The 25,484-nt window shown below is 33.9% G+C and carries 18 protein-coding genes; 10 read left to right on the forward strand and 8 right to left on the reverse strand.

Annotation, left to right across the window (positions count from 1 at the left end; genetic code table 11):
* The first annotated feature begins 10 nt into the window (after window positions 1-10).
* The 4 genes from DM397_RS09930 (at window position 11) to DM397_RS09945 (ending at window position 9,900) form a co-directional block, all read left to right on the forward strand.
* On the forward strand, window positions 11-1,261 hold the full coding sequence (locus DM397_RS09930; protein ID WP_111377376.1) for a glycosyltransferase: 1,251 nt from the start codon (window positions 11-13) through the stop codon (window positions 1,259-1,261).
* Window positions 1,262-1,658: 397 nt separating this feature from the next.
* Window positions 1,659-6,770 carry a translocation/assembly module TamB domain-containing protein gene (locus DM397_RS09935; RefSeq protein ID WP_111377377.1) on the forward strand — a complete coding sequence of 1,704 codons (5,112 nt, stop codon included), beginning with the start codon at window positions 1,659-1,661 and terminating at the stop codon, window positions 6,768-6,770.
* Complete coding sequence (gene tamL / locus DM397_RS09940; protein ID WP_111377378.1) at window positions 6,754-9,069, forward strand: translocation and assembly module lipoprotein TamL; 2,316 nt, start codon at window positions 6,754-6,756, stop codon at window positions 9,067-9,069. The genes DM397_RS09935 and tamL overlap by 17 nt, the downstream gene beginning before the upstream one ends.
* Before the next feature lie 195 nt (window positions 9,070-9,264).
* A complete protein-coding gene (locus DM397_RS09945) occupies window positions 9,265-9,900 on the forward strand; it encodes a DUF4230 domain-containing protein (protein ID WP_111377379.1) in 636 nt (211 codons plus the stop codon).
* 127 nt (window positions 9,901-10,027) lie between these two features.
* On the opposite strand, the gene DM397_RS09950 is transcribed toward DM397_RS09945, so the two are convergent.
* The 3 genes from DM397_RS09950 to DM397_RS09960 form a co-directional block, all read right to left on the reverse strand.
* On the reverse strand, window positions 10,028-11,791 hold the full coding sequence (locus tag DM397_RS09950; RefSeq protein ID WP_111377380.1) for an aromatic amino acid hydroxylase: 1,764 nt from the start codon (window positions 11,789-11,791) through the stop codon (window positions 10,028-10,030).
* Between the two features lie 137 nt (window positions 11,792-11,928).
* Entirely contained in the window at window positions 11,929-12,375 is a 447-nt protein-coding gene (locus tag DM397_RS09955; protein ID WP_111377381.1) for a hypothetical protein, read from the reverse strand.
* Window positions 12,376-12,451: 76 nt separating this feature from the next.
* The gene (locus DM397_RS09960; RefSeq protein WP_111377382.1) at window positions 12,452-12,862 is read right to left on the reverse strand and encodes a group III truncated hemoglobin; all 411 of its coding nucleotides are present in this window, start codon (window positions 12,860-12,862) and stop codon (window positions 12,452-12,454) included.
* A 376-nt stretch (window positions 12,863-13,238) separates the two neighbouring features.
* On the opposite strand from DM397_RS09960, the gene DM397_RS09965 reads away from it, so the two are divergent.
* A complete protein-coding gene (locus DM397_RS09965; RefSeq protein ID WP_111377383.1) occupies window positions 13,239-15,656 on the forward strand; it encodes an RICIN domain-containing protein in 2,418 nt (805 codons plus the stop codon).
* Window positions 15,657-15,735: 79 nt separating this feature from the next.
* On the opposite strand, the gene ilvA is transcribed toward DM397_RS09965, so the two are convergent.
* The 4 genes from ilvA to DM397_RS09985 form a co-directional block, all read right to left on the reverse strand.
* Window positions 15,736-16,980, reverse strand: coding sequence for a threonine ammonia-lyase IlvA (ilvA, locus tag DM397_RS09970; protein WP_111377384.1), 1,245 nt, complete (start codon window positions 16,978-16,980; stop codon window positions 15,736-15,738).
* A gap of 343 nt (window positions 16,981-17,323) precedes the next feature.
* Window positions 17,324-17,860 (reverse strand): DUF4136 domain-containing protein, encoded by a 537-nt coding sequence (locus tag DM397_RS09975; protein ID WP_111377385.1) that lies wholly within the window; start codon window positions 17,858-17,860, stop codon window positions 17,324-17,326.
* Window positions 17,861-17,966: 106 nt separating this feature from the next.
* Window positions 17,967-19,943 carry a urocanate hydratase gene (locus DM397_RS09980; protein ID WP_111377386.1) on the reverse strand — a complete coding sequence of 659 codons (1,977 nt, stop codon included), beginning with the start codon at window positions 19,941-19,943 and terminating at the stop codon, window positions 17,967-17,969.
* Window positions 19,944-20,413: 470 nt separating this feature from the next.
* Window positions 20,414-20,599, reverse strand: a complete 186-nt coding sequence (locus DM397_RS09985; RefSeq protein WP_111377387.1) for a DUF5522 domain-containing protein — start codon at window positions 20,597-20,599, stop codon at window positions 20,414-20,416.
* Window positions 20,600-20,714: 115 nt separating this feature from the next.
* On the opposite strand from DM397_RS09985, the gene DM397_RS09990 reads away from it, so the two are divergent.
* The 4 genes from DM397_RS09990 to hemL all read left to right on the forward strand — a co-directional run bounded on the left by DM397_RS09990 (window position 20,715) and on the right by hemL (window position 24,252).
* The gene (locus DM397_RS09990) at window positions 20,715-21,050 is read left to right on the forward strand and encodes a hypothetical protein (RefSeq protein WP_111377388.1); all 336 of its coding nucleotides are present in this window, start codon (window positions 20,715-20,717) and stop codon (window positions 21,048-21,050) included.
* A complete protein-coding gene (locus tag DM397_RS09995; protein WP_111377389.1) occupies window positions 21,047-21,952 on the forward strand; it encodes a 1-aminocyclopropane-1-carboxylate deaminase/D-cysteine desulfhydrase in 906 nt (301 codons plus the stop codon). Before DM397_RS09990 ends, DM397_RS09995 begins: the two co-directional genes overlap by 4 nt.
* A complete protein-coding gene (locus tag DM397_RS10000; protein WP_111377390.1) occupies window positions 21,945-22,844 on the forward strand; it encodes a glucosaminidase domain-containing protein in 900 nt (299 codons plus the stop codon). Before DM397_RS09995 ends, DM397_RS10000 begins: the two co-directional genes overlap by 8 nt.
* Window positions 22,845-22,965: 121 nt before the next feature.
* Window positions 22,966-24,252, forward strand: coding sequence for a glutamate-1-semialdehyde 2,1-aminomutase (hemL, locus tag DM397_RS10005; protein WP_111377391.1), 1,287 nt, complete (start codon window positions 22,966-22,968; stop codon window positions 24,250-24,252).
* A 45-nt stretch (window positions 24,253-24,297) separates the two neighbouring features.
* Here the strand turns inward: hemL and DM397_RS10010 are convergent, their stop codons facing one another.
* Window positions 24,298-24,738 carry a hypothetical protein gene (locus DM397_RS10010; RefSeq protein WP_111377392.1) on the reverse strand — a complete coding sequence of 147 codons (441 nt, stop codon included), beginning with the start codon at window positions 24,736-24,738 and terminating at the stop codon, window positions 24,298-24,300.
* Between the two features lie 178 nt (window positions 24,739-24,916).
* On the opposite strand from DM397_RS10010, the gene DM397_RS10015 reads away from it, so the two are divergent.
* Window positions 24,917-25,405, forward strand: coding sequence for a DUF6985 domain-containing protein (locus DM397_RS10015; RefSeq protein WP_111377393.1), 489 nt, complete (start codon window positions 24,917-24,919; stop codon window positions 25,403-25,405).
* Window positions 25,406-25,484 lie beyond the last annotated feature (79 nt).

Consider the following 25,484-nt stretch of genomic DNA (forward strand, 5'->3'; position numbering starts at 1 on the left):
AAGTTGAGAAATGAAAGCATTAGAATCGAGAAGAGGGTTGCCTCGTATTATTTATATTGGAGATGATGAGCCAGATCTTAAGTCTAAAAAAATTAGAAGTTTTGAATCTAATGATTTAGATGTAATGCATTTAAAAGATGATAGTGATATTAATAAATGCATTATTTCATTTAATCCTGACTGTATTGTAACTACGGTTAACTCACCTGAGTGCTATCTCAATCTGATGAGCCTGCCAATAGACATAAGAAGAAGATGGGTAAATTTACCCGATTCTAAAAAAGAGGAAATTGGCGAAATCGCGTATAACTGTGCGATGAACTACATTCTATCATTTCAAACGCATGATTTGATTTCTTTTTTTACCCCAATTTATAATACAGGTGAAAAACTTTTAAGAACGTATGAATCAGTAAAAAATCAAACATACATCAATTGGGAATGGGTAATAGTAAATGACTCGAATGATAACGGAAAAACGCTAAAAATTGCGGAAGAAATAGCAGCAAATGACGTACGTGTAAAAGTGTATGATTTTAAAGAAAAATCTAGGGGACTGATTGGCGAGGTTAAATATCGCGCTGCATGTATGTGTAATGGAGATTATTTAGCAGAGCTGGATCATGACGATTATCTTATACCAGATTGTGCTTTTAATATGGTTGAAGCATTTAGAAAATATCCAGAAGTTGGATTTGTGTATTCTGATTGTGCAGAAATTGATGAGAACTGGAATTCCTTAACCTATTCTGGAGAGTTCGTTTTTGGTTATGGCAAATACGAAAACCAGCTTGTTATGGGGAAATCAATGCAAGTCTTTATTTCTGCGAATATTAACCCAAAAACAATTCGTCATATCGTTGGAGTTCCAAATCATATTCGGGTATGGAGAAAATCAGTATATCATCAAATAGGAGGACATAGAAGAAGACTATCTATTGCAGATGATTACGAATTAATAGTACGAACTTTTCTTGCAACCAAGTTGCTTAGAGTGCCTAAAATAGGTTATTTGCAATTTATTTATTCTAACGAAAATGCTGCAAATACTCATGACACAGCTAGAGAAGATATTCAGCGTAGGGTTCGGACTATTGCTGCTTTTTATAATCAGAAGATAAAAGAGCGTTTTGAAGAACTTGGCGTAAAGGATTGGGCTTACGAAGAAAATCCAGCAAATCCATTACTAACTAAAAGTAGATTTGGAATAGAAGAAGGGGCTGTAAACCTAATTGACGGTTTAAGAACTGAAATGTCATAGATTATGAACGTCTAGAATAGGTATTAAATGCTTTTCAAAAATACATGACCAATATTAAAGGCATTTTTTTAGAATACGATTTCCCAACTATTTGTGATTATGACAAGATTGAAAATGTTTTATCACAAATAGGTTTCCATATAGAATATTAGCAATTAAGTCATTGGCATGGTTTAACTTACTGGCACAAAATATGGATGAAGTAAATGAAAGTTCATCATATGTAATACGTAATCCCAGTAGAAAAATGCTTCGGGATTCTTTATCATCAGTGAAATTTTAGAATAATTGCAGATAATTGTGTAAATTGTTGAGATTTAAAATCCACAATTTTGTAGGCTGTATAATTATAGTCTTATAAAGCTGCAACTTTAATCTAATCGTGTTTTGCTGACGTATGAATAAGAAATCAATTCATTTTCTTAAAAAAACACTTCGCATCTTAATATGGTGCGTGGTTTCTATAGTTGCACTTTTATTACTTTTAATAATCTTAATTCAGGTTCCGTCAGTTCAAAATTTCGTTAAAGACAAAGCGATTACTTATCTTGAAGGTAAGATCAAAACCAAAGTTTCCTTAGATTATATTTCGATCAAATTTCCCAAAGATGTAGTTCTGGAAGGTTTCTATTTTGAAGATCAAAAAAAAGATACTTTGTTGGCTGGTAAACGATTAGAGGTTGATGTTGATCTTTTTAAATTGGTAAGCAGCGAACTCGAAATTAATTCTATTTCATTAGAAAATGTAAAAGCCAATATTTCCAGAAACAAAGAAGGTATTTTCAATTTCGATTATATCATAAAAGCGTTCGAATTTAAAGAGCCAAAAGTAGAAGATCCTGATGCAAAACCGTTTAAAATATCTGTTGTAAAAGTAAATCTCGATCAGGTTAAATTTAATTTTAAAGACGATTTTTCGAAGAATGATATCAAAGTGAACTTGACGCATTTTGACACCAAATTCAAAAAGTTCGATCTTGATAAAATGGATTTTAATATTCCGAACATTAATTTGAATGGTTTAAAAGTAGTTTTAGATCAGGATGTTGTAGAGGAAATTGCTGAAGTTTCAGTTAAGACGGTTGATACAGTTTCGAAACGGCCAGATTTTAAACTTGTTCTAGAAAAAATAAGCCTGTCCAAAATTGATATTTTATATGACAATAAAGATTCTAAACTCAATTCAGGCATTCGTTTAGGAAATTTAAATCTTGCTGTAAACGAAATTGATTTGAACAAACAGCTTTTAGATTTTGATACTTTCGAAGTAAAAAATTTAAGCGGAAATCTGAGATTAGGCACAAAAGACAAACAAATTGAAACTCCCAATTTAGATACAACAGCGATAAAACAAGCTGGTTGGAAGGTTAAACTCAACGAAACCAATTTAGAAAACATCGCTTTCAAATTTGATGATATGCAGTCAAAACCCAAAACAAGAGGTTTAGATTATGCGCATTTAGATTTGAGCAAATTCAATTTTAAAGCCGAGAAATTATATTATGGAAATGATACGATTTCAGGAAAGATAAAAACACTTGCCGTAAACGAAAAAAGTGGCTTAGAGATTCAGTCTTTCAAAACCGATTTCTTTTACGGACCTAAAAATGCTTCGCTAGAAAATTTATATTTGAAAACACCGCAAACACTCGTTCAGGATAAAATTAAAGCACAATATAAATCGCTAGAATCTCTTCAGAAAGATTTGGGAAATCTGGGTATTGATGCTAATTTAAAGCAATCTAAAATTGGTTTCAAAGACATTTTATTGTTTGTTCCCGATCTTCAAAATACAAACCCATTCAAAAGTACCCCAAATGCCATTTTGTATGTAGACAGTCGTGTAAGCGGAAAAGTCAAAGATTTGAATATTTCGAAGTTTGAAATGAGCGGAATTGGTTCTACAAAAGTTTCTCTTTCGGGGGAAATTGCCGGATTGCCAGATGCGCAAAAAGCCTATTATGATCTAGATATTAAAAAAGCTTCGACGACTTCAAAAGACATCAATATGCTTGTGCCGGCGGGAACAATTCCGAAGAATATTCAGCTGCCATCTCAATTAAGTTTACAAGGAAAATTTACAGGCTCTGCTCAGAATTTTAAAACCAATATGGCTTTAGCCAGCAGTTTCGGAAATGCAAAAGTTGATGCCTTATTTGATCAACGCATTAAAAAAAGAGAAAAATACGATGCGCAGGTTTATCTGTTGGATTTCGATTTGGGACGTTTAATTAAAAACGATTCGATCGGAAAAATTACGCTTAAAGCGAAAGTAAAAGGAAATGGTTTAGATCCTAAAACCGCAAATGCAGCGATTGATGGTTTGGTACAGAAAGCGGTTTTTAATCGATACACCTATAAAGATTTAGCTTTAAAAGGAAATATCGAAAATGGTTCTTTTGCTGTAAAATCGGGAATGAAAGATCCAAATCTAAATTTCGATTTAATAGCTTCTGGAGATGCAAAAGATAAATATCCGACCGTAAAACTAAAGTTGAATCTGGATATCGCCGATTTAGAAAAACTGAATCTGCATGCGGGGCCAATGAAACTGCGCGGAAATGTCGATGCGGATATCACAAACAGTAATCCTGATTTTTTAAATGGAAAAGTCTTTCTTTCGAACATTCAAGTTTTGCAAGATGCAGAACCGATTGTTTTAGATTCAATTCATGTTTTGGCTTTTGCCGATAAAGACAGTAATTCGATTAAAATTTCGTCTCAGTTTTTAAAAGCCGAAGTGATCGGAAAATACAAATTGACGACTTTGGCAAACTCACTTCAAAAATCATTATCCAAATATATTGACCTTAAAAACCCGAAAGTCAATGCAGAATCAGATGAGCAAAGATTGGCTTTTATGCTCAAAGTAGACAATGATCCTGTGCTTTTTAAATTACTGCCAAAATTAACTGGATTAGAACCTTTTACCATAAAAGGGAATTATAATAATCAGACTGATTCCTTGACAGTAAAAGGAACGATTCCGAGAATTGTTTATGATGGAAATACCATTTCTGACGGAAAAATCAATATTGAAGCCAAAGAAAATGCACTGGAATATTTGGTTTCTGTCGCAACAATTGAAAGCGGTTCTTTAAAAATTCCGTTAACAAGTTTGTCAGGAAATGTGCAAAATAATATTCTGACTTATGCGCTTGAAGTTCAAGATGCAAAACAAAAGCAGCAATATTTTATTGCGGGTGAATTTAAAGCAGAAGATTCTAAGAATATTTTAAAACTGAATCCAGACAGCTTTATTTTAAATTATGATCAATGGAATGTCGATCCTGAAAATGCAATTGAGCTTGGAGAAAAACGACTTTATGTTAATAAGTTCAATTTAAGTAATAACGGAAACGAGTTAAAAATTCAGTCACAAGGAACGCAAGATAATGCGCCTTTGCAAGTAGATTTTGTAAACTTCAAAATCGAAACCATTATGAATATGGTTAAAAAAGACGAATTGTTGATGCAAGGCTTGATAAACGGAAATGCGTTGGTTGAAAACGTGATGACAAACCCGACTTTTACATCCGATTTAAAAATTGATGATTTTACTTTTAAAGGCTCAAAAGTTGGTGACTTAGAAATAAAAGTTGACAATAAAACTGCTAATACGCTTGCCGCAAATGTTGCCTTGACCGATGAAGGAAATGATTTAAAGTTAACAGGAGATTATTTGATGGATACTGGAAACTTTGATTTTGATGTGGTGATTAATAAACTTTATATCAAAAGTATTCAAGGTTTTAGTATGGGGAATATTACTGAAGGACAAGGCTTTCTTTCAGGAAATTTTAAACTGACAGGAAATGCTTCGGCTCCAAAAGTTAATGGAGAATTGATTTTTAATGATGCTGGTTTTAGAGTGACACAATTGAATTCGTATTTTAAAACGAAAAACGAAAAAATCACTTTTAATGATGGAACCATTTCGTTTGATAAATTTTCTCTTTTTGATGAAAATGACAACGAACTGTTTGTAAATGGAATGATTCAATCTCCCGATTTTGTCAAATACAATTTCAATCTGCTGGTTGAAGCTGACGATTTTAGAGCCATTCATTCAAAAGCCAAAGACAATGATTTGTTCTATGGAGATTTATTCTTAGATACCAAACTCAATATAAAAGGAAATTTGGACAGTCCAGTTGTTGATGGAACTATTAAAATTAATAAAGAAACCGATTTTACTGTTGTAATGCCACAGTCAGATCCTTCAATTGCAGATCGCGAAGGAATTGTAGAATTTGTTGATGAAGACAATCTGTACTTGAAACAAACGGTTGATATGCAGAACAAACTGAATCAATCGGAATTGAAAGGAATGGATGTTAATGTGGCTATTTCGATCAATAAAGAAGCAGAATTGACATTGCTGATTGACAAATCTAATGGCGATTATTTGAATTTGAAGGGAGAAGCAGAATTAGTCGGCGGAATCGATCAATCGGGAAAAACAACTTTGACGGGGAAATATGAGTTTTCGGATGGCGCTTATGAAATGAATTTCAACGGAATCAAAAGAAAATTTGATATTCAGAAAGGAAGTTTCATCACTTGGAACGGCGAACCAACAATGGCAACTTTAAATATTACAGCTATTTACAAAGTAAATACTGCTCCAATTGATTTGTTAGGGAGTCAGTTACAGAATAAAACACCGGCAGAACAGAATACCTACAAACAAAAACTTCCGTTTCAGACTTTACTGAAAATGAATGGAGAGCTGATGAAACCTGAAATTTCATTTGGAATTGTACTTCCTGAAGGAAATTATAATGTTGCTTCAGATGTGGTAGATATGACACGGGCAAAACTGAAACAATTAGAGCAAGATCCAGCAGAATTAAACAAACAAGTTTTTGCCCTTTTATTATTGAACAGATTTGTGGGCGAAAATCCGTTTGCGAGTGAAAGTGGCGGTATAAATGCAGAATCTTTTGCCAGACAGAGTGTGAGTAAGATACTTTCGCAGCAATTGAATAATCTGGCAGGAGATCTTATTGAAGGATTTGAAGTTAATTTTGATTTAGAATCGACAGAAGATTATACAACAGGAACGATGCAGAACAGAACAGATCTTAATGTTGAAGTTTCTAAAAAACTGCTTGATGATCGACTGAAAATTACCGTTGGAAGCAGTTTTGGTGTTGAAGGACAAGAACGTGCCAATGAAGAAAGCACCAATATTGCCGGAGACGTTGCGTTAGATTATCAATTAACAAAAGACGGTCGTTATATGGTTCGTGCCTATCGTAAGAACCAATATCAGGTTGCGGTAGAAGGTCAGGTAATCGAGACAGGAGTTGCTTTTGTGATTACAATGAGCTACAACAAATTCAGAGAGCTTTTTCATCGTACGGAAGCAGAAAAAGAATTAATAAAAGAAGAAAAAATTCGCAAGGAAAAAGAAAAGCAAAAAAAGAAAGAAGATAAAGAAAAAGGAAAACTGCAAGAGAACGAAGACGAAAAAACAATTGAAGGAAATGAGCAAAAGACTTAATCATAGAAATATATATTTAAAGTATATCGCGCTGCTTTCCTTGTTTTTTGTTTTAGGATGCAGTAATACGAAATACCTTCCCGATGGAGAGTTGCTTTATACAGGCGGTTCTGTTACCATCAAAGATTCGATTATGAAAAAGAAAGATCGAAAAGCTTTGGAAACAGAATTAGAAGGTTTATTGCGTCCAAAACCAAACAAACAAATCTTCGGACTTCGTCCTAAATTATTGATATATAATCTTGCAGGCCAACCCAAAAAAGATAAAGGAACAAGATATTGGCTTCGTAATAAAGTTGGAGAACCGCCAGTACTTTTCAGTAAAGTTGATTTGGATTATAATGCTTCCGTTTTGCGAAATTTTACAGAAAACAGAGGATATTTTAAAACCCGCGTAAGTGCCGATTCAACTGTTCGAAATAAAAGGGTAACTGCAGAATATATTGTGACGCCAAGAAAACAGTACATTATAAAAAGCGTTACATTTCCTGACGACTCTTTAAAAATGTCAAAAATTATTGCTAGAAGTCATAAAAGGAGTCTGCTTAAAGTGGGAAAACCATATGATTTGGATGTCATAAAAGCAGAAAGAGAAAGAATCGATGCGCGATTAAAAGAAAAAGGCTATTTCTATTTTAATCCAGATTATATTTTGGCTCAAGTTGACAGTAGTAAAGGCGATCATGAAGTGCGAATCAGATTGGTTATAAAAGATGATACGCCTGTAAAAGCCTTGACTTCTTACAAGATTGATAAAATCTTTGTGTATCCTAATTATTCTCTAACGAATGATAGTGCGGTTTATAGAAAAAGAAATATCACGCAATATAAAGATCTCACTATAATTGACACGACAGAAACTTTTAAACCAAGAATTTATGATCGAACAATTTATTTTAAGAAAGGGGATGTGTATAATCGAAAAGATCATAACTTAACTTTAAACCGATTTGTAAATCTTGGAACTTTCAGTTTTGTAAAGAATGAATTTAAACCGTCAGATTCCATTCCGAATACTTTAGATTCTTATTACTATTTGACTCTTTTACCTAAGAAGTTTATTCGTGTTGAAGTGATTGGAAAAACCAATTCTGCAAGTTATACAGGTACAGAATTAAATCTAAACTGGAATAACCGAAACTTTCTTAAAGGAGCTGAATTGTTTACGGCTTCTGTTTTCGGAGGAGCCGATTTTCAGTTGGGTGGAGTAAACAGAGGGAAAAATATTTATAAACTTGGAGGTGAAGTTAGTTTAACTTGGCCAAGATTTATAACGCCTTTTCATATTGAAGGGAACAGCGAATATGTGCCAAGAACCAAAGCGACCTTACGTTACGAGTATCAAAAAAGAACACAATTGTATGCTTTGAATTCTTTTAATACTTCTTTTGGTTATATGTGGAAAGAAAACATTCGTAAAGAACATCAATTGAATGTTATTGACGTGACTTATGTAAGTCCGAATCATGTAACACCAGAATATATGGCAGATATTGATGAAGATCCGGCATTGGGAAAAGTAATTGAAAAACAGTTGGTTTTTGGACCTACCTACAATTACACCTATACCAATACCATGCAGAAACGTAAAAAGAATACTATCTATTTTAATGGTGAATTGGATTTGGCTGGAAATCTAACAGGGGCGATTACTGGAGCCAATATTAAGAAAAACGATACGATAAAAATCTTTGATGTTCCGTTTAGCCAATATGTGAAAATCAGATCAGATTTCAGGCATTATTTAAAGCTTGGAAAAGAAAGTGAATTGGCCAGCAGATTGATTGTCGGCGCTGGATTTGCCTACGGAAATTCGAGAACACTTCCCGCATCTAAGCAGTTTGTTGTAGGAGGAACCAATAGTATTCGAGCTTTTAGAGCACGAACTTTAGGGCCAGGAAGTTATGTTATTCCGACCAATACAAGCGATAATTATACACCAGATCAATCTGCCGATTTAAAACTGGAATTCAATACAGAATACCGAGCAAAACTTTTCAGTATTGTAAGAGCCGCGGTGTTTTTGGATGCTGGTAATATTTGGCTTTTACACGCCGATCCAAACAAACCTGGTGCTGAAATTTCAAAGGATTTTATGAAAGAAATTGCTGTTGGAGCAGGTGCAGGTTTACGTTTTGATTTATCATTTTTAATTTTAAGAACCGATTTAGCCATTCCGCTCCGAAACCCAGCCTTGCCAGATGGGCAAAGATGGGTAATTGATGATATTAATTTCGGAAGCAGTTCGTGGAGAAAAGACAACCTCATTTTGAATATCGCTATCGGATATCCTTTCTAAAGTTTTTTTGCTATTTTTTTCTGCCACGAATTCACGAATTTTCGCTAATTTCTTTGTCTATTAATTTTTCCAATTTCACAAATTTTAATTTGTGAAATTCAATTATAATTATCCCCATAGATTAACGAAAATTCGTGAATTCGTGGCTAAAAAAAGAAAAAAATGAAGTAAATTGGTCTAAAATATTTTAGAGGAATGCAAAACTTGATCAAACGAATTATAGGTATTGGAGTTATTGTTTTAATAATTGTTCTGGGGTTTAAATATTGCCAGTTCAAAAAAGAAGACGATTCTGATATTCAGTATAATACCAATTTAATTCAGCAGCAGATTCTTAACGTTGGGAAATTGGTTGTTACCGAAGGGCATTTTTCAGAAGTCATCACCTATAAAAATCAGCAAAAGTATTTAATGGACATGATTTCTTTTGAGAAAAAAGCACTCATTGTGGTCAATGCTAATGTAACGGTTGCTTATGATCTGCATCAGATGAAATATGATATTGATGAAAAAAACAAGACCATTACAATTTTAAATATCCCAAAAGAAGAAATTACCATCAATCCAGACATTCAGTTTTACGATGTAGAACAAAGCAAACTGAATCCGTTTACGGGAGATGATTACAATAAAATCAATAAATCGGTAAAAGCCAATCTGGCTAAGAAAATCGAAAATTCTACCCTAAAAACAAACGCTCAAAATAGATTGATAAGTGAATTGTCTAAGATTTTAATCATGACCAATTCGATGGGATGGAAACTGCAGTATAACGGAAAAACTATTGAATCGGAAACAGAATTGACTCAGGATTTGAATTCAAAGCTGTAAAAAAGAATCTCGCAAAGTCGCAGAGTCGCAAAGTAAACTTTAAAAAGTAAAAAACTTTGCGACTCTGCGTCTTTGCGAGATTAAAAAATTATCAAAAGAAAAAAACTTTGTGTCTTAGTTCCGATAGCTATCGTGATTGTGGCAAATTATCAAAAATCAAATCCAAACCACCAGCAATCAAATGTGCAATTTCAGGGCGTTTCACTTTCAATTGATCCAGATAAATCAAAACTTCCTGTAAAAGCTGCTTTTCATCAGAATCTTTCAAAAGTTCAGCAATTTCAATAGCCAATAACCAATCGTTCGGATGATTGTTTTTTAGTTTTTCAAAAACAGATTTTAGTTCTGTTTTATCACTTTTATTTGTTCTGATATCTCTAACTATTGCGTATAAATGTTCTAATTCATCGCGCTTTTCAGTATGTTTCGCTTTGATTGTTTTTGTTGAAGGAACAATATTGATCAAGTCAAAACTATTTACATCGGCTGGACCTGAGAAAGCAGAAATCACTTTTTTACCAATTGCCATATCGTAATTGCCCCATTCAGGCTGAAACAAAACAGTTTCTCCATGAGTTACGGTGCAATTTCTAAAACTAATTAAAATAATTTCTCCGTGAAGATTTCTAGAACCTGTAATGATTTCACCTTCAACAATAATATTTCCTTCGAATTCTAATTTTATTTTTTCGCCTTCAATGATATTATAAGCCTGTAAATCCTTCGGACTCATATCTTCAATGGCGAGATTAAAACCTTTCAATTTCCCAATCGGACTTCCAAATCCGTGAGGATGCGTTAAAGTTCCGTGACCAACTAATTCTTTTTCGCGGTAAGCCAAAGCTGTTTTTCCAGTAGTTTGAATGTAAACTGGCTTTCCTTCTTCTTCAATAACATTTGTGAAAACTCCAGAAATCTGTAAACCTGTGCTCAATTCAATAGTCCCTAAAGCATTTGATTGAATCAGTTTTTTAATTCCAGAAAGACCTCCTGTACGAAGTGCCATTTTATGAGCAAATTCTTCTAGAACTAAACTTAAATAAGAAAAATTTGGAGTAACATATAATTGTGGCTGCAACTGCGTAATATCAAAATTCTGATTTGCTGCCGAAATATCATAAGGGATTTTCTTTACATTATCGGTCATACAGTGTGCACTTTCTCCAATAGAAGAAAGTAATCCAGCGCCATATATTTTTGGATTTTCAACGTTTCCGATCAAGCCATATTCAACAGTCCACCAGTGTAAGTTTCTTATTTGAGCCATTTCAGACAATTCTCCCATATCGTTCTGCAAATCGGCAACCGCTTTTTCAGCTTCATCGATTTTTTCTTGCGGAGTATCTTCTGCTTCTTTTAAAATAGAAAGCAAGCGAATCGCTTCATACATCTGATAATCTTTATGAGAAGAAATCGCTTTACAGCCAATTTCGCCAAAACGTCTCAAATATTCTGCATATTCAGGATTTGCAATAATAGGAGCGTGGCCGGCACCTTCGTGAATAATATCTGGAGCAGGAGTATATTCAATATGTTCCAATTGACGAATGTCTGAGGCAATAACCAAAACATTATAAGCTTGAAACTCCATAAAAGCATTTGGCGGAATAAATCCATCAACGGCAACCGCTGCCCAGCCAATTTCGCTAAGAATTCGGTTCATACCGTACATGCTTGGAATCGAATCGATTTCGATGCCAGTTTTACGTAAACCTTCTAGATAAGAATCATGGGCAACTTTAGAAAGATAATCTACATTTTTACGCATAACATATCGCCAAACCGCCTGATTGATAGGAGTGTAATCACTATAATCTTGAGGTTTAATGAATTGCTGTAAATGTTTAGGCAATCGCTCTAATAACGGATTGGTTTCAATGTTTGGATTCATTTCGAAAACGTTGTAGATTAAAATGTAAAATTACGAATTTATGGCTCGATTTTTTATCATCCATCACAAAATTTTTATTCGAAATTGACTTTTATTGCATTTTTGTAGATTTTTACAAAGCTGAAATAAATGGAATTTTAGCAGTCATTATTTTCATAATTCACTTTCTCCATTGTTTTTTCGAAGTTTTCAAGTTCTTTTTTAGTCATCGAAGCTTCTTTCAGATCCACTTTTAATTGTTTTTTAGCATCAGGGCTAATCCATAAACCAGTGAAAGAGTCTCCTGATTTTTGTAAAATCAAAACACCACTAAATCCTTGCTCAACTAACACAAATTCATTTTCTTTTTTTCTGTTTTGAGTAACATTAAGCTGAATCCAATTTTTCGATTTATTCTGACGATACATCGAAGTATACATTAAATCGGCTGTGCAAGGGTTTTCTTCTATTTTAATATAAACCGTTATCGGCGTTTTTCCGTCAACAGTTCCTTTATATAAATTTGAAGCTGAAGTTTGTGATTGTGCTGATAATTGATTTAAAAATGAGAAACAGATTGTAACAAAGAAAATTACTTTTTTCATAAATAAAAGAATATAGATTTGGGGTTAATTCATTTAATCAAATATAAAATTCTACTTTTTAATTGAAAGAAATTTTTTAAGATTTTTTGATAGTATTTCTCATTTCATTTTCTGCATTTCTAAAATATTCAATTTTGTGGCTGAACATAAAAGCCATATTGGTAGCACGCATTTTAGCTTCTTCTGTTATTGGCCCTGCAAATTGCGAATCTATTGTAGAATTAAAAATAGCAATCCAACGGTCAAAGTGTGTTTTGTCTACCGGTAATTGTTTGTGCGGAGGAAAAGGTGTTCCAGAATAAGCGCGAACATCAAATAAAATGGTTTGCCAGAAATTGTACATTTTTTGAAGATGCGGTTCCCAGCGATCTTGTAATTTATCATTAAATATCGGCCCGATTAAATCGTCCTTTCTAACATTTGCATAAAAGCTGTTAACCATTTGCTGAATGTCTTCTATTGTCGAAATATCTTTTAAAGCTGTCATTTTATTGTATTTTAAGTAAGCTGCAAAAATACAATATATCTTTCTTTTACTTCCCTGATAAATGTCATATGCCCTTTATTTGCTAGGTAAAATCGCGTTTTGTAAGGAATTGTATAGATTTTTTATTTTATGATGAGTTATTTCGATTTTAATAGGTAAGTTTTTTATGATTTTTAATTTTTTAAAATATTGTTATTCAGTGTTTTGGAAAACAATAAGATGAGTTTTTGTTATATCAGTTTTTTTAATTTGATGTGTATTTGTAAAGTTAAAAAATTAAGAATGTTATAAAAATACTCATAATATTGTGCTGTTTTAGTAAAATAAAACTGAATAAATAAGAAAAAACTAATTATCAAACCAAAACCACAAAAGAATGCACAAAACTACTCAAACACCTACAATTCGGGTAAGTAAAGCGTTGAAACTATTATGTTGCGGTACGCTTTTATTCATGAACAGCTTAAATGCTCAGACGGTAACTCCGTGGATGACCACAGGAGATCAAACGAAACTATTACAGCAACAGGCAACAGTAAGTTTCGGAACCAACTCAGGAACCAATCCTTCAACTGTAACAGTAAATGCAGGAACGACCTATCAAACTATGGACGGATTTGGTTATACCCTTACCGAAGGAAGCTGTGAAGTCATTTCTGGAATGGCAGCGACACAGCAAAACCAACTGTTGAATGATTTGTACAATCCAACAACGGGATTAAATGCAAGCGTAGTTCGTATTAGTATTGCCGCTTCAGATTTAAGCAGTTCATCTTACAGTTATAATGAAACTTCGGGCGACACCAATATGAACAATTTTAGTTTGAACGGACCAGATTTGACTTATTTGGTTCCAATTCTTAAAAAAATCTTATTGATTAATCCTAACATCAAAATCTTGGCAACACCTTGGTCTGCACCAAGATGGATGAAAACCAACGGATCTTGGGTTGGAGGATCTCTTCAAACGCAATATTATGCAGCGTATGCAAAATACTTCGTAAAATATTTTGATGCTATGAAAGCACAAGGTATTAATATTTGGGGAATTACACCGCAAAACGAACCAGAAAATCCAAACAATGAACCAAGTATGCTGATGAATTCTACAGAACAAAAGAATTTCATCAATCAACAGCTTGGCCCTCAAATGGCAGCTGCGGGTTACGGAAACATCAAAATTATTGCTTTCGATCACAATTGCGATAATACAGCTTATCCAATCGATGTTTTAAATAATAGTTCTTATGTTGACGGAGCGGCATTTCACTTGTATTTAGGAAACATTTCAGCCATGTCAACGGTAAAAACTCAAACCAATAAAAACGTTTATTTTACCGAACAATACACGGGTTCAGGCGGAAGCTTTAGCGGAGATTTTGGCTGGCATATGCAAAACGTTGTTATTGGAAGTACAAATAACTGGTCTAAAACAGTTTTAGAATGGAATGCTGCGAACAACTCAAGTCTTGGCCCTCGTACTCCTGGAGGATGCAGTACTTGTTTAGGCGCTATCACGGTTAATAATAGTACTAGTTATAGTAAAAATGTTGCATATTATATTATTGGTCAGATTTCTAAATATGTGAAACCGGGTGCAGTAAGAATTAATTCTTCAAGTACAAGCGGAAGTATTTCTTCAGTTGCATTTAAAAACCCTGATGGTTCAACTGCACTTGTAATTTATAATTCTGGAGGATCATCAAATACGATAAAAGTAGTTTCGGGATCATCAGCATTTAATTATGCAGTTCCAGCGTCTTCTGCGGTTACTTTTACTTGGGGAACATCAAACCCAGTTGCGGTTACGGGAGTTAGCGTAAGCCCAACTTCTGCAACGCTTACAGCGGGTCAGTCACAGCAATTGACAGCGACAGTTTCTCCTAGCAATGCTACAAATACTGCAGTAAATTGGAGTTCGAGCAATACTTCTGTGGCTACAGTAAACTCAAACGGATTGGTTTCTGCAATTGCTGCAGGAAATGCAACAATCACTGCAACAACTGTTGATGGTGCTAAAACAGCAACAAGCGCAATTACTGTAACGGCTGGTTCAACAGGATTTCCAGGGTATTATAACATTATTTCAAGAAACAGCAATAAAGGTTTAGATGTTGCAGATAATGCTACGACAAGCGGAAGCAGAATTCAGCAGTACGATATAACAAATGGAGGAGGAAGTAACCAAAGATGGAAATTTGTTTCTGATGGAAGCGGGAATTATTATATCATCATAAAATCGACAGGAATGTATTTGGCTGTTGAAAACAACGGAACAGCTGATGGGTTAAAAGTACAGCAAAAAACATTCTCATCTTCAAATGAATTTAAATGGACGGTAACAAGTCTTGGTACAGGATATTACAAAATTATAAACGTAAACAGTGGCAAATCGCTTGATGTTGAAAATGTTTCTACAGCAAATGGTGCCAATATTCAAGTTTGGGCTTATACAGGAGGCTTAAATCAGCAATGGCAGTTTGTACAGGTTGAATCTTCTGCAGCAAAAAGTGCTTTAGCCACGCAAACACCTGTAGTTGAAAATACAAGCTCAAATGACATGACCATTTTTGTAAATGAAGCAGATGACTCTTTAAAAATTGATACTAATCATGAAGGAGATGCAGAAGTACAGGTTTTCAATATTACTGGACAGCCAGTTTTAAAGAAAAACGTAAAATTTGTAAAAGGAAATCAAGCTGAAGTAGAAATTTCTCGATTACCAAAAGGCGTTTACATTGTAAAAGTTAACGATAGCAAAGGTTCTTATTCGAAAAAAATCTTGAAGCAATAATTACATCCACAATTCAATTAGTAATTTGTATTGAATGTGAAAAGGCTGTCATCTTATCTGACAGCCTTTGTTTTTTATTTTATCCGATCAATTGCGTAAACAAATCCTGATTGTCATTCAGGTATTGAAACTCAAAACCATTTTCGGTCATTTTCAATTTAATTGGCATAATATCATTTTTGTTTTTCAATTCTAAACCAACCACAACAGAACCTACTTCACGACTATTTTTCTTCGCAAACTGAAAATATGTAATATCATCGTCTGGGCCTAAAATATTATTGACAAATTCTTTTAAAGCTCCTGGTCGCTGTGGAAACTGAATCATAAAATAATGCATTAAACCTTCGTAAAGTAAAGAACGTTCTTTTATTTCGGCTGTTCTTTCAATGTCGTTGTTGCTTCCGCTTACAATGCAAACTACGTTTTTGCCTTTAATTTTATCTTTATAAAAATCCAAAGCAGCAATAGTTAAAGCTCCGGCAGGTTCAACCACCATTGCTTCTTCATTGTATAATCTCAAAATGGTTGTGCAGACTTTTCCTTCTGGAACCAGAATAATATCTTCTAAATTATATCGGCAGATTTCAAAAGTTTTGTCGCCAACTTGTTTTACAGCAGCACCATCAACAAATTTGTCTATAGTTTTTAGTGCCGTATTTTTATTTTCTTCAATTGAAGTTTTCATCGAAGGAGCACCTTTGGGTTCAACACCAATTATTTTTGTATGCGGACTTAAATGTTTAAAAACCTCAGATAAACCAGAAGCCAGTCCGCCGCCGCCAATAGGAACAAAAACATAATCGATTGGTTCTTTAAAACTTTCTAAGATTTCTAATCCTACAGTTCCTTGACCAGCGATTACTTTTTCATCATCAAAAGGATGAATGAATGTTTTGTGATTTTTGATAGCATCCGCAGTTGCTGAAGCATAAGCATCATCAAAAGTATCTCCAGTTAAAACAATTTCAACAAACGATTTTCCGAATAGCTGAACTTGTTTTACTTTTTGTTTTGGAGTGGTTTTTGGCATGTAAATTTTACCATGAATCTTTAAAAGATTGCAAGAATAGGCAACTCCTTGAGCATGATTTCCTGCACTGGCACATACAGTTCCGTTCGCTTTTTCTTTTTCGCTTAACGAAGAAATCTTATTGTAAGCGCCTCTAATTTTATACGAACGAACAATTTGTAAATCTTCTCTTTTTAATAAAATAGTCGATTCAAATTCGTCTGAAAGATTTAAATTTTGCGTTAAAGGCGTTGCAGCAACTACATTCTCAAGATGCTTTTGGGCATTAAGTACTTCGTCAAATAAACTCATGATGTTTTTCGTTTTGCCACGAATTACGCGAATTGACACTAATTTTATTATTTTTAGAAAAAAAAATAATTCGTGCTAATTTGTGTAATTCGTGGCGATTTAAAATCTCTTTAAAATAAAAAACCTCCCAATTGGGAGGTTTCTATAAATTATATTTTACAAACTTATATAACACCTCGCCATTACTGCTGAATTGCAATAATGCTAATAATAGCGATAATAATGTTGTTAAAGTTTGTCATTTTCTTTACTGATTGAAGCGCAAATGTATTAATTATTTCTGAAAAGTTCGCAACTATTTAAAGTTTTACAAAAACTGAAAACTGTCAACTGCGACTGAAAACTATTTTTTAACTGGCGGATATTGCGCTAAAATTTTAGCAACGAATTCAGCAATTTTTTCATCTTTTTTATCAATGTTTCTTGTCAAAGTTCCAACTCCTTCACCTTGCCAGATCATTTCTTTCTTTTTAGCATCGATTAAATCAATATACAAAGTGCCTTCAGTAGAAGTTGAAACTGTAGTTTGACCTCCGTACATCATGTAAGGATTCCAACCCCAGCCCCAACCGTAACCCCAGCCCGCGGTAAATTGGTTTACATCTACTTGCTCTCTTGATTTTGTAAAAATGTTTACCAGCAAGTCAGGATTTTCACTTTTTGTAAAACCTTTAGCTTGCATCTGATCATCAATTGCACGTAGAATTCTTCTCTTGTCTAAATCTGATATTTCAACCTTGTCAATTCCGGGCTTAAAATAGGCATACGTTTTATAAGGCGTAAAATCGACAGTTTTGTCATAATCAGAATAAACGGTCACAGTACTGCAAGAAGTAAATATCAGCAGTAGCAAAAACGGAATTAACTTAAGTGTTTTCATATTTCTAAGAATTAATATTCTTTTTTAAATCTGTCAGGCTTAGCGTAGTCAAAGCCCTTTCGTCTCTATAAGCCTTCGACTTCGCTCAGGATGACATTACGTTATTTTAAAGCAAACTTTCATCGACTAGATTAGGTAAAGTTACTTTTAATAATGGCTCAACTTCCATGGCTCTTTTTATAGCAAAAACAGCACCTTCATTTCTAGCCCAGCTTCTTCTGGAAATTCCGTTGTTAACATCCCAGAAAAGCATTGAAGCTAAGCGTTTTGAAGCCTCAGTAGAACCATCAAGAACCATACCAAATCCGCCATTTATAACCTCTCCCCAGCCAACGCCACCGCCATTATGAATAGAAACCCAAGTTGCTCCTCTAAAGCTGTCTCCAATCACATTATGAATCGCCATATCGGCAGTAAAACGAGAGCCGTCGTAGATGTTTGAAGTTTCTCTGTAAGGAGAATCTGTTCCAGAAACGTCATGGTGATCGCGTCCTAAAACCACTGCACCAATTTCTCCCTTTGCAATTGCCTGATTAAAAGCTTCAGCAATTTTAATTCTACCTTCAGCATCGGCATAAAGAATTCGAGCTTGAGAACCTACGACCAATTTATTTTCTTGAGCACCTTTTATCCATTTGATATTATCCTGCATTTGCTGCTGAATTTCATTTGGAGCAGTTTCTGCCATTTTCTCTAAAACTTCACAAGCAATGGCATCTGTTTTTAATAAGTCTTCAGGCTTTCCAGATGTACAAACCCAACGGAAAGGACCAAATCCGTAATCAAAACACATTGGTCCCATAATATCTTGAACATAACTCGGATATTTAAAATCGATATTATTTGCTGCCATTACATCTGCACCAGCGCGTGAAGCTTCTAGTAAAAAGGCATTTCCGTAATCAAAAAAGTAAGTTCCTTTTGCGGTGTGTTTATTAATTGCTGCTGCATGACGGCGTAAAGTTTCTTGAACTTTTTCTTTGAATAATTCTGGATTATTTGCCATCAAATCATTTGCTTCTTCAAACGAAATTCCAACCGGATAATAACCTCCAGCCCAAGGATTATGAAGTGAAGTCTGATCTGAACCTAAATCAATTTTGATGTTTTCCTGATCAAAACGTTCCCAAACATCCACCACATTTCCTAAATAAGCAATAGAAACAGTTTCTTTATTGGCTTTCGCCAAAGCGACTCTGGCAACCAGTTCGTCTGTAGAAGTTACCACTTCGTTAATCCAACCTTGCTCGTGACGAATTTTGGTGATTTTCGGATTTACCTCAGCACAAACAGTAATACATCCGGCGATATTTCCTGCTTTTGGTTGTGCACCAGACATTCCGCCAAGACCAGAAGTTACAAATAAACTTCCTTCAGGATTTTGTTTTATTTTTCTAAAACCGTTTAAAACTGTAATAGTTGTTCCGTGTACAATTCCCTGTGGGCCAATGTACATATAACTTCCCGCTGTCATTTGTCCGTATTGTGAAACTCCTAAAGCGTTCATTTTTTCCCAATCATCAGGTTTTGAATAATTAGGAATCACCATTCCGTTGGTAACCACAACTCTTGGTGCTTCTTTATGAGAAGGAAACAATCCCATTGGGTGACCTGAATACATTGTCAAAGTCTGCTCATCTGTCATTTCAGACAAATATTGCATCGTCAATAAATATTGCGCCCAGTTTTGGAAAACAGCACCGTTTCCGCCATACGTAATCAATTCATGCGGATGCTGCGCTACAGCATAATCCAGATTGTTTTGAATCATGTGCATAATCGCTTTTGCTTGCAATGATTTTCCAGGATATTCGTCGATCGGTCTTGCGTACATTCTGTAATCTGGACGAAGACGATACATATAAATACGCCCGTATTTTTCTAATTCTTCTGAAAATTCAGGGATTAGTTCAGCGTGATGTTTTGGATCAAAATAACGCAAAGCATTTTTCAAAGCCAGCTTTTTTTCTTCTGCCGAAAGGATTTCTTTTCTTTTCGGAGCATGATTAATTGCTGGATCGTATGCCTGTTTTGGTGGTAATATAGAAGGTATTCCTTGTTGTATTTGTTCTTTGAAAGTCATTTTTTTTTAGAGATGCTAAGTTGCTAAGGTTCTAAGACGCTAAGGTATTTTAGTTAGATTAACAACAGATTAATTTTTTATTTTTTATAAAATTATGTCGCCCCGCTGGGGCTTAAATGCGACTGACGGTTAATTGGTTCTATAAATATTTAGCTCCTCTGAAGCTGATAAAATAAAGCCTTGGAAAGGCGAAATATTTATAGAAGACAATAATCACCCAATATAAAAGCTCCATCGGAGCGAAATATCAGCCGAGGAAATTGGAATTTATTTTAATTATCCCATTTTCAAATTGACTCATTGGCAAATTGTCACATTTTCTAATTAAAAAAACTAAGGATAACGGATATCCGACCTATGATAGGACTTGTGGATTTTAATCCTGAATTTTCGTGAATGGATATCCATATTAATATTTTAGATTGTTGATTTTAAATTTTAGATTAGAATTTGGAATTTATTTAAATTATCTAATTCGTTTTTCTTCTTATTTCTCCTGTTCTTTTATCAAATCCGTACGGACAATGGCGACAGCCACTTTTACAGCAGTAACCACGTTTTAAATGATGTTTTTCAGTAAAGCATTTGTAACCTTCGGGCGTATAGTAAAAATCTTCGCCTTCGATTAATTTATTTTCATTACTTTGCTCTTTCATAAATCTGCTTCGCGTTCTTTTTCGAATAATTAAAAATCAAAAATAAAAATATTTGATTATGATTTTGTTGAAATCGAACAATTTTATAGCTACAAATTTATAAATTTTACAGCCAATGTTTCTGATTGTTGCCAAATATTTAATTCCGAAAGGATATCGAGGAATGGCTGTGTTTCCGTTTGTTTTGGTAAAATATGATTTTGATAAAGCAAATGGAGTTTTTGTCAATCACGAAAAGATACATTTACGTCAGCAATTAGAAATGTTAATTCTTCCATTCTTTATTTGGTATGTTTTTGAGTTTTTAATTCGTTTCATCCAATACAAAAACAAAGATTTAGCGTACCGAAATATCAGTTTTGAAAGAGAAGCCTATACAAACGAAACCAATTTAAATTATCTTAAAAACAGATCATTTTTTCAGTTTTTGAATTACATCAAATTAAAATGAAGGTTTTCAATCAACATATAAATATCGATTTTCCGAATCATATTTCTTTGACAATAAAGCGCGAAGATCTAATTCATCCTTTCGTTTCAGGAAATAAATTTAGAAAACTGAAATACAATTTACTTCAGGCTAAAGACGAAAACAAAGCGACTTTATTGACTTTTGGCGGAGCTTTTTCCAATCATATTGCAGCCGTGGCTTATGCAGGAAAAGAGCATGGCTTTAAAACTATCGGCATCATTCGCGGAGACGAGCTTTTAGATAAAATACAAGAAAATCCAACCTTGAAATTTGCTCAGGAAAACGGAATGCAGTTTGAGTTTGTTTCGAGAGAGGAGTATCGTTTAAAAAGTGAAGAATCTTTTATAGAAAAGCTGCAAGATAAATTTGGCGATTTTTATCTCGTTCCCGAAGGAGGCACAAATGAACTTGCCGTAAAAGGCTGTGAAGAGATTTTGACAGATGAAGATTCGGTTTTTAATTACGTTTGCTGTGCAGTTGGAACGGGTGGTACGATTTCGGGATTAATTAATAGTTCGCTGCAAAATCAGAAAATTTTGGGCTTTCCAGCGTTAAAAGGTGATTTTTTAACCGATGAAATTCGTATTTTTGCAAAAAAGGATAACTGGAATTTAATTTCTGACTATCATTTTGGAGGTTATGGCAAGATAAATTTAGAATTAATTGAATTTATTAATGCTTTTTTTGAAGAAACAAAAGTGCCCTTAGATCCAATTTATACAGGAAAGATGGTTTTTGGCGTTATAGATTTAATAAACAAAAATTATTTTCCTGCACATTCAAAAATTTTGCTCATTCACACAGGCGGATTGCAAGGAATTGACGGAATGAATATAAAGCTGAAGCAGAAGAAATTACCAATACTCAAAACCAATGATTAAAAAAATTGTATTACTTCTCGTAATATTAGCTTTAGCAAGCTGCTCTTCTAGTAAGCCTGCCATCGCGACGACTAAAAAAGCGGCAGCAGTTCAAACTCGAACGGCGGCAACAAAAAGAAGTACTCCTACTAAACCAATCGGTAAAAATTACCCTTCTACAAACAATACAACTGAGGTTATTCAATCTACATCTAAAACAGTTGTTACCAGTGATTTGATTAATAATTATGTGTCGCAGTACAAAGAAATTGCAATGGGAAACATGAAGATTTACGGAATTCCGGCGAGTATTATTCTGGCACAGGGAATTTTAGAATCGGGTGCAGGAAGAGGAGATTTGGCTGTAGATGCTAATAATCATTTTGGAATAAAATGTCATAATGATTGGTTGGGAGAAAGTGTTCGCCATGACGATGACTCGGCTCAGGAATGTTTTAGAAAATATCCTCAGGCATCAGAATCGTATAGAGATCACGCTTTATTCTTGGTTGGAAAAAAACGATATGCTAGCTTATTCACTTATGAAAAAGACGATTACAAAGCTTGGGCAAAAGGACTTAGAGCTTGCGGTTATGCAACAGATCCTAAATATCCAGATAAATTAATTAGTTATATTGAAAGATATAATCTGCATCAATACGATTGTCAGGTTACAGGAAGAAATTATGTGCCAATAAATACTTCGGCTCCACCAAAAAAATCATCTTATGATGTTGCTTCTGATCCAAAGATCAATATGAATCAATACGATCCGAATTTGTATGAGGTTCAAAAAGGAGATACATTATATTCAATTTCAAAGAAATTTAATTTATTGGTTGAAGATTTAAAAAAGAAGAATAATCTAACCGATAATGCGATTTCGATCGGGCAGAGACTTAAGGTTAAGTAATTAAGTGGGCAGTGTTCAGTTTTTAGTGTTCAGTCTAAGTTTTCAAACAATCTAAAAAAAATCCAAAAATAAGTTTTCAGGTTATAGTCTAAAATCTGAACTCTAAAATCTAAAATAAAAAATGTTATACAAAAGAAGTAGTCAGCTTTTTGCTGAAGCAGAAAAAGTAATTCCAGGAGGAGTAAATTCACCAGTAAGAGCGTTTAAAGCGGTTGGCGGAACTCCGATTTTTGTAAAAAGTGCTAAAGGCGCGTATTTATATGATGAAGACGGAAATAAATTAATAGATTATATCAACTCTTGGGGACCAATGATTTTAGGCCACGCTTATCAGCCAGTTGTTGATGCTGTAATCGAAAAAGCAAAACTGGGAACTTCATTTGGAATGCCAACAGAATTGGAAACAGAAATTGCAGCTCTAGCCGTTTCTATGGTTCCAAATATTGATAAAATACGTTTTGTAAATTCAGGTACAGAAGCTTGTATGAGCGCAATTCGTCTGGCTCGCGGATTTACAAAAAGAGATAAAATCATCAAATTTGCAGGCTGTTACCACGGACATTCTGATTCATTCTTGATTCAGGCAGGAAGTGGCGCTGTAACTTTCGGATCTCCAAATAGTCCAGGAGTTACAGAAGGAACTGCAAAAGATACTTTATTAGCAAAGTACAATGATTTAGAGAATGTAAAAACTTTAATTGAAGCTAATAAAGGAGAAATTGCGGCGATTATTATCGAAGCAGTTGCAGGAAATATGGGATGTATTGTGCCTAAAGAAGGTTTCTTGCAAGGTTTAAGAGACTTATGTACTGCAAACGGAATCTTATTGATCTTTGATGAAGTAATGACAGGTTTCCGTTTAGCACGTGGAGGAGTTCAGGAATTATACGGAATTGATGCTGATATTGTGACTTTCGGAAAAGTTATCGGTGGAGGACTTCCTGTTGGAGCTTTTGCTGCACGCGAAGAAATCATGAATTATTTAGCGCCTCTTGGACCAGTTTATCAGGCAGGAACATTGTCTGGAAATCCTTTGGCGATGGCTGCGGGATATGCAATGTTAAAAGCTTTAGATAGCGATAGAGAAATTTTTACTCGTTTAGAAGAAAAAACAGCGTATTTAGAAGCAGGAATTGACAGAGTTTTAAAAGCAAATAACGTTGTATTTACAATCAATAGAGTAGGTTCTATGATTTCGGTTCACTTTGATGCAAATCCGGTAACCGACTTTCAGACTGCTGCGAAAGGTGATAACGAAACGTTTAAGAAATTCTTCCACGGATTATTGCAAGAAGGTGTTTACATTGCGCCATCTGCATACGAAACGTGGTTTATTACAGATGCATTGACTTACGAAGATTTAGATTTTACAATTAATGCGATCGATAAAGTTTCGAAAACATTTTAAATAACAAAAAAGAGGCTTTTAAAGCCTCTTTTTTTATGCATCAAATTAGATTTTATCTTTTTGGCGCTCTTTCATTTTATCTCTCATTTTGTCTTTTTTCTCTTCTTGCAGCGCTTTCCATTTTGTGTATTGATCAGCTTTTAAGATCGATTTCATTTTGGCATCATTTGCTGCGACTTCGTCTTCCATTTGTTTTTTGAAAGCTGCTTTTTCTTCAGCAGTTGGTTTTGTGTTACTGTCTTTTTTTTCTTTTCTAGCTTCTCTAAATTTTTCGGCTTTTGCGCTTCTGTCTGCTAAAAGCTGTTTTACCTGTGCTTGTTGGTTAACATCTAAACTTAATTCTGTCGTCAGTTTTTGAAGCTGTTTCTCATTACGCTGTTCAGGCGTCATTCTTTCTCTTTGCTCACGCGCTGGTTTTTGATCCATGTCTTGTGCAAAACTCGCTATTCCAACAAATAGCATAGCTGCGATAAATAATTTTTTCATATTCAAGTTTTTTAATTGTTTTCAGATTAGACTTTATTAAAATCTTTAGGTTTAATCTTATATTTAAAATTATGTTTTATTTAACAGATTGATTTTTAGTTTTTTTTTGAAGAATGAATTTAAATTGGAATTTTGAGAATAATAGATTAAGCTTAAGTTTGTAAAAAAAGTATAAATTATGAATCATAAATTTTGGGGTGAAATTCAAGAAGACTGGGCAGGAATTTCAGGCAATAAGCTTTTTAAAATTTCACATTTTAAAGATGATGAAATTCAAGTTTTTTTAGGAGAAGAATTTGATGAAGATGGAGAAGAAATTGAAGAGCTTCCAACAAATGAAGAATTAGATGGTTTTGAGAAAACGTATAGCAGTTTTTTAGAAAATATTGATGATATTATTCTTCAAATAAAAGAAGAAGCTTTTCTTCGCTATAAAAAGATTTATGCAAAATATTATGAGGATTCAAAACAGTCGGGAGAGGAGCCTTTAAATATTGATACCAAAGAAAAACATTTTGAATACATTAAAGAATTACTATACGTAAGGATTTTAAAAGGAAATGAGATTAAAATGCCAATTCGTTATGATTTAGATACAGAACATGGTATTGAAATTAAATTAAAAGATAATAAAATAGTAGCAGTTGGTGGAATAGCAGAGACATAAGATAATTAAGGAGCTTAATAAGCTCTTTTTTTATGTCTTAAATTACTTTAAAATAAAATCCGTAATTTTAAGGAACTAT

This window comes from Flavobacterium nitrogenifigens (assembly GCF_003254565.1).
Taxonomy (GTDB): Bacteria; Bacteroidota; Bacteroidia; order Flavobacteriales; family Flavobacteriaceae; genus Flavobacterium; species Flavobacterium nitrogenifigens.

Coding starts and splice junctions, on each gene's coding strand:
- DM397_RS09930 (WP_111377376.1), top strand. CDS start 11: ATGAAAGCATTAGAATCGAGAAGAGGGTTGCCTCGTATTATTTATATT.
- DM397_RS09935 (WP_111377377.1), top strand. CDS start 1,659: ATGAATAAGAAATCAATTCATTTTCTTAAAAAAACACTTCGCATCTTA.
- tamL (WP_111377378.1), top strand. CDS start 6,754: ATGAGCAAAAGACTTAATCATAGAAATATATATTTAAAGTATATCGCG.
- DM397_RS09945 (WP_111377379.1), top strand. CDS start 9,265: ATGCAAAACTTGATCAAACGAATTATAGGTATTGGAGTTATTGTTTTA.
- DM397_RS09950 (WP_111377380.1), bottom strand. CDS start 11,791: ATGAATCCAAACATTGAAACCAATCCGTTATTAGAGCGATTGCCTAAA.
- DM397_RS09955 (WP_111377381.1), bottom strand. CDS start 12,375: ATGAAAAAAGTAATTTTCTTTGTTACAATCTGTTTCTCATTTTTAAAT.
- DM397_RS09960 (WP_111377382.1), bottom strand. CDS start 12,862: ATGACAGCTTTAAAAGATATTTCGACAATAGAAGACATTCAGCAAATG.
- DM397_RS09965 (WP_111377383.1), top strand. CDS start 13,239: ATGCACAAAACTACTCAAACACCTACAATTCGGGTAAGTAAAGCGTTG.
- ilvA (WP_111377384.1), bottom strand. CDS start 16,980: ATGAGTTTATTTGACGAAGTACTTAATGCCCAAAAGCATCTTGAGAAT.
- DM397_RS09975 (WP_111377385.1), bottom strand. CDS start 17,860: ATGAAAACACTTAAGTTAATTCCGTTTTTGCTACTGCTGATATTTACT.
- DM397_RS09980 (WP_111377386.1), bottom strand. CDS start 19,943: ATGACTTTCAAAGAACAAATACAACAAGGAATACCTTCTATATTACCA.
- DM397_RS09985 (WP_111377387.1), bottom strand. CDS start 20,599: ATGAAAGAGCAAAGTAATGAAAATAAATTAATCGAAGGCGAAGATTTT.
- DM397_RS09990 (WP_111377388.1), top strand. CDS start 20,715: ATGTTTCTGATTGTTGCCAAATATTTAATTCCGAAAGGATATCGAGGA.
- DM397_RS09995 (WP_111377389.1), top strand. CDS start 21,047: ATGAAGGTTTTCAATCAACATATAAATATCGATTTTCCGAATCATATT.
- DM397_RS10000 (WP_111377390.1), top strand. CDS start 21,945: ATGATTAAAAAAATTGTATTACTTCTCGTAATATTAGCTTTAGCAAGC.
- hemL (WP_111377391.1), top strand. CDS start 22,966: ATGTTATACAAAAGAAGTAGTCAGCTTTTTGCTGAAGCAGAAAAAGTA.
- DM397_RS10010 (WP_111377392.1), bottom strand. CDS start 24,738: ATGAAAAAATTATTTATCGCAGCTATGCTATTTGTTGGAATAGCGAGT.
- DM397_RS10015 (WP_111377393.1), top strand. CDS start 24,917: ATGAATCATAAATTTTGGGGTGAAATTCAAGAAGACTGGGCAGGAATT.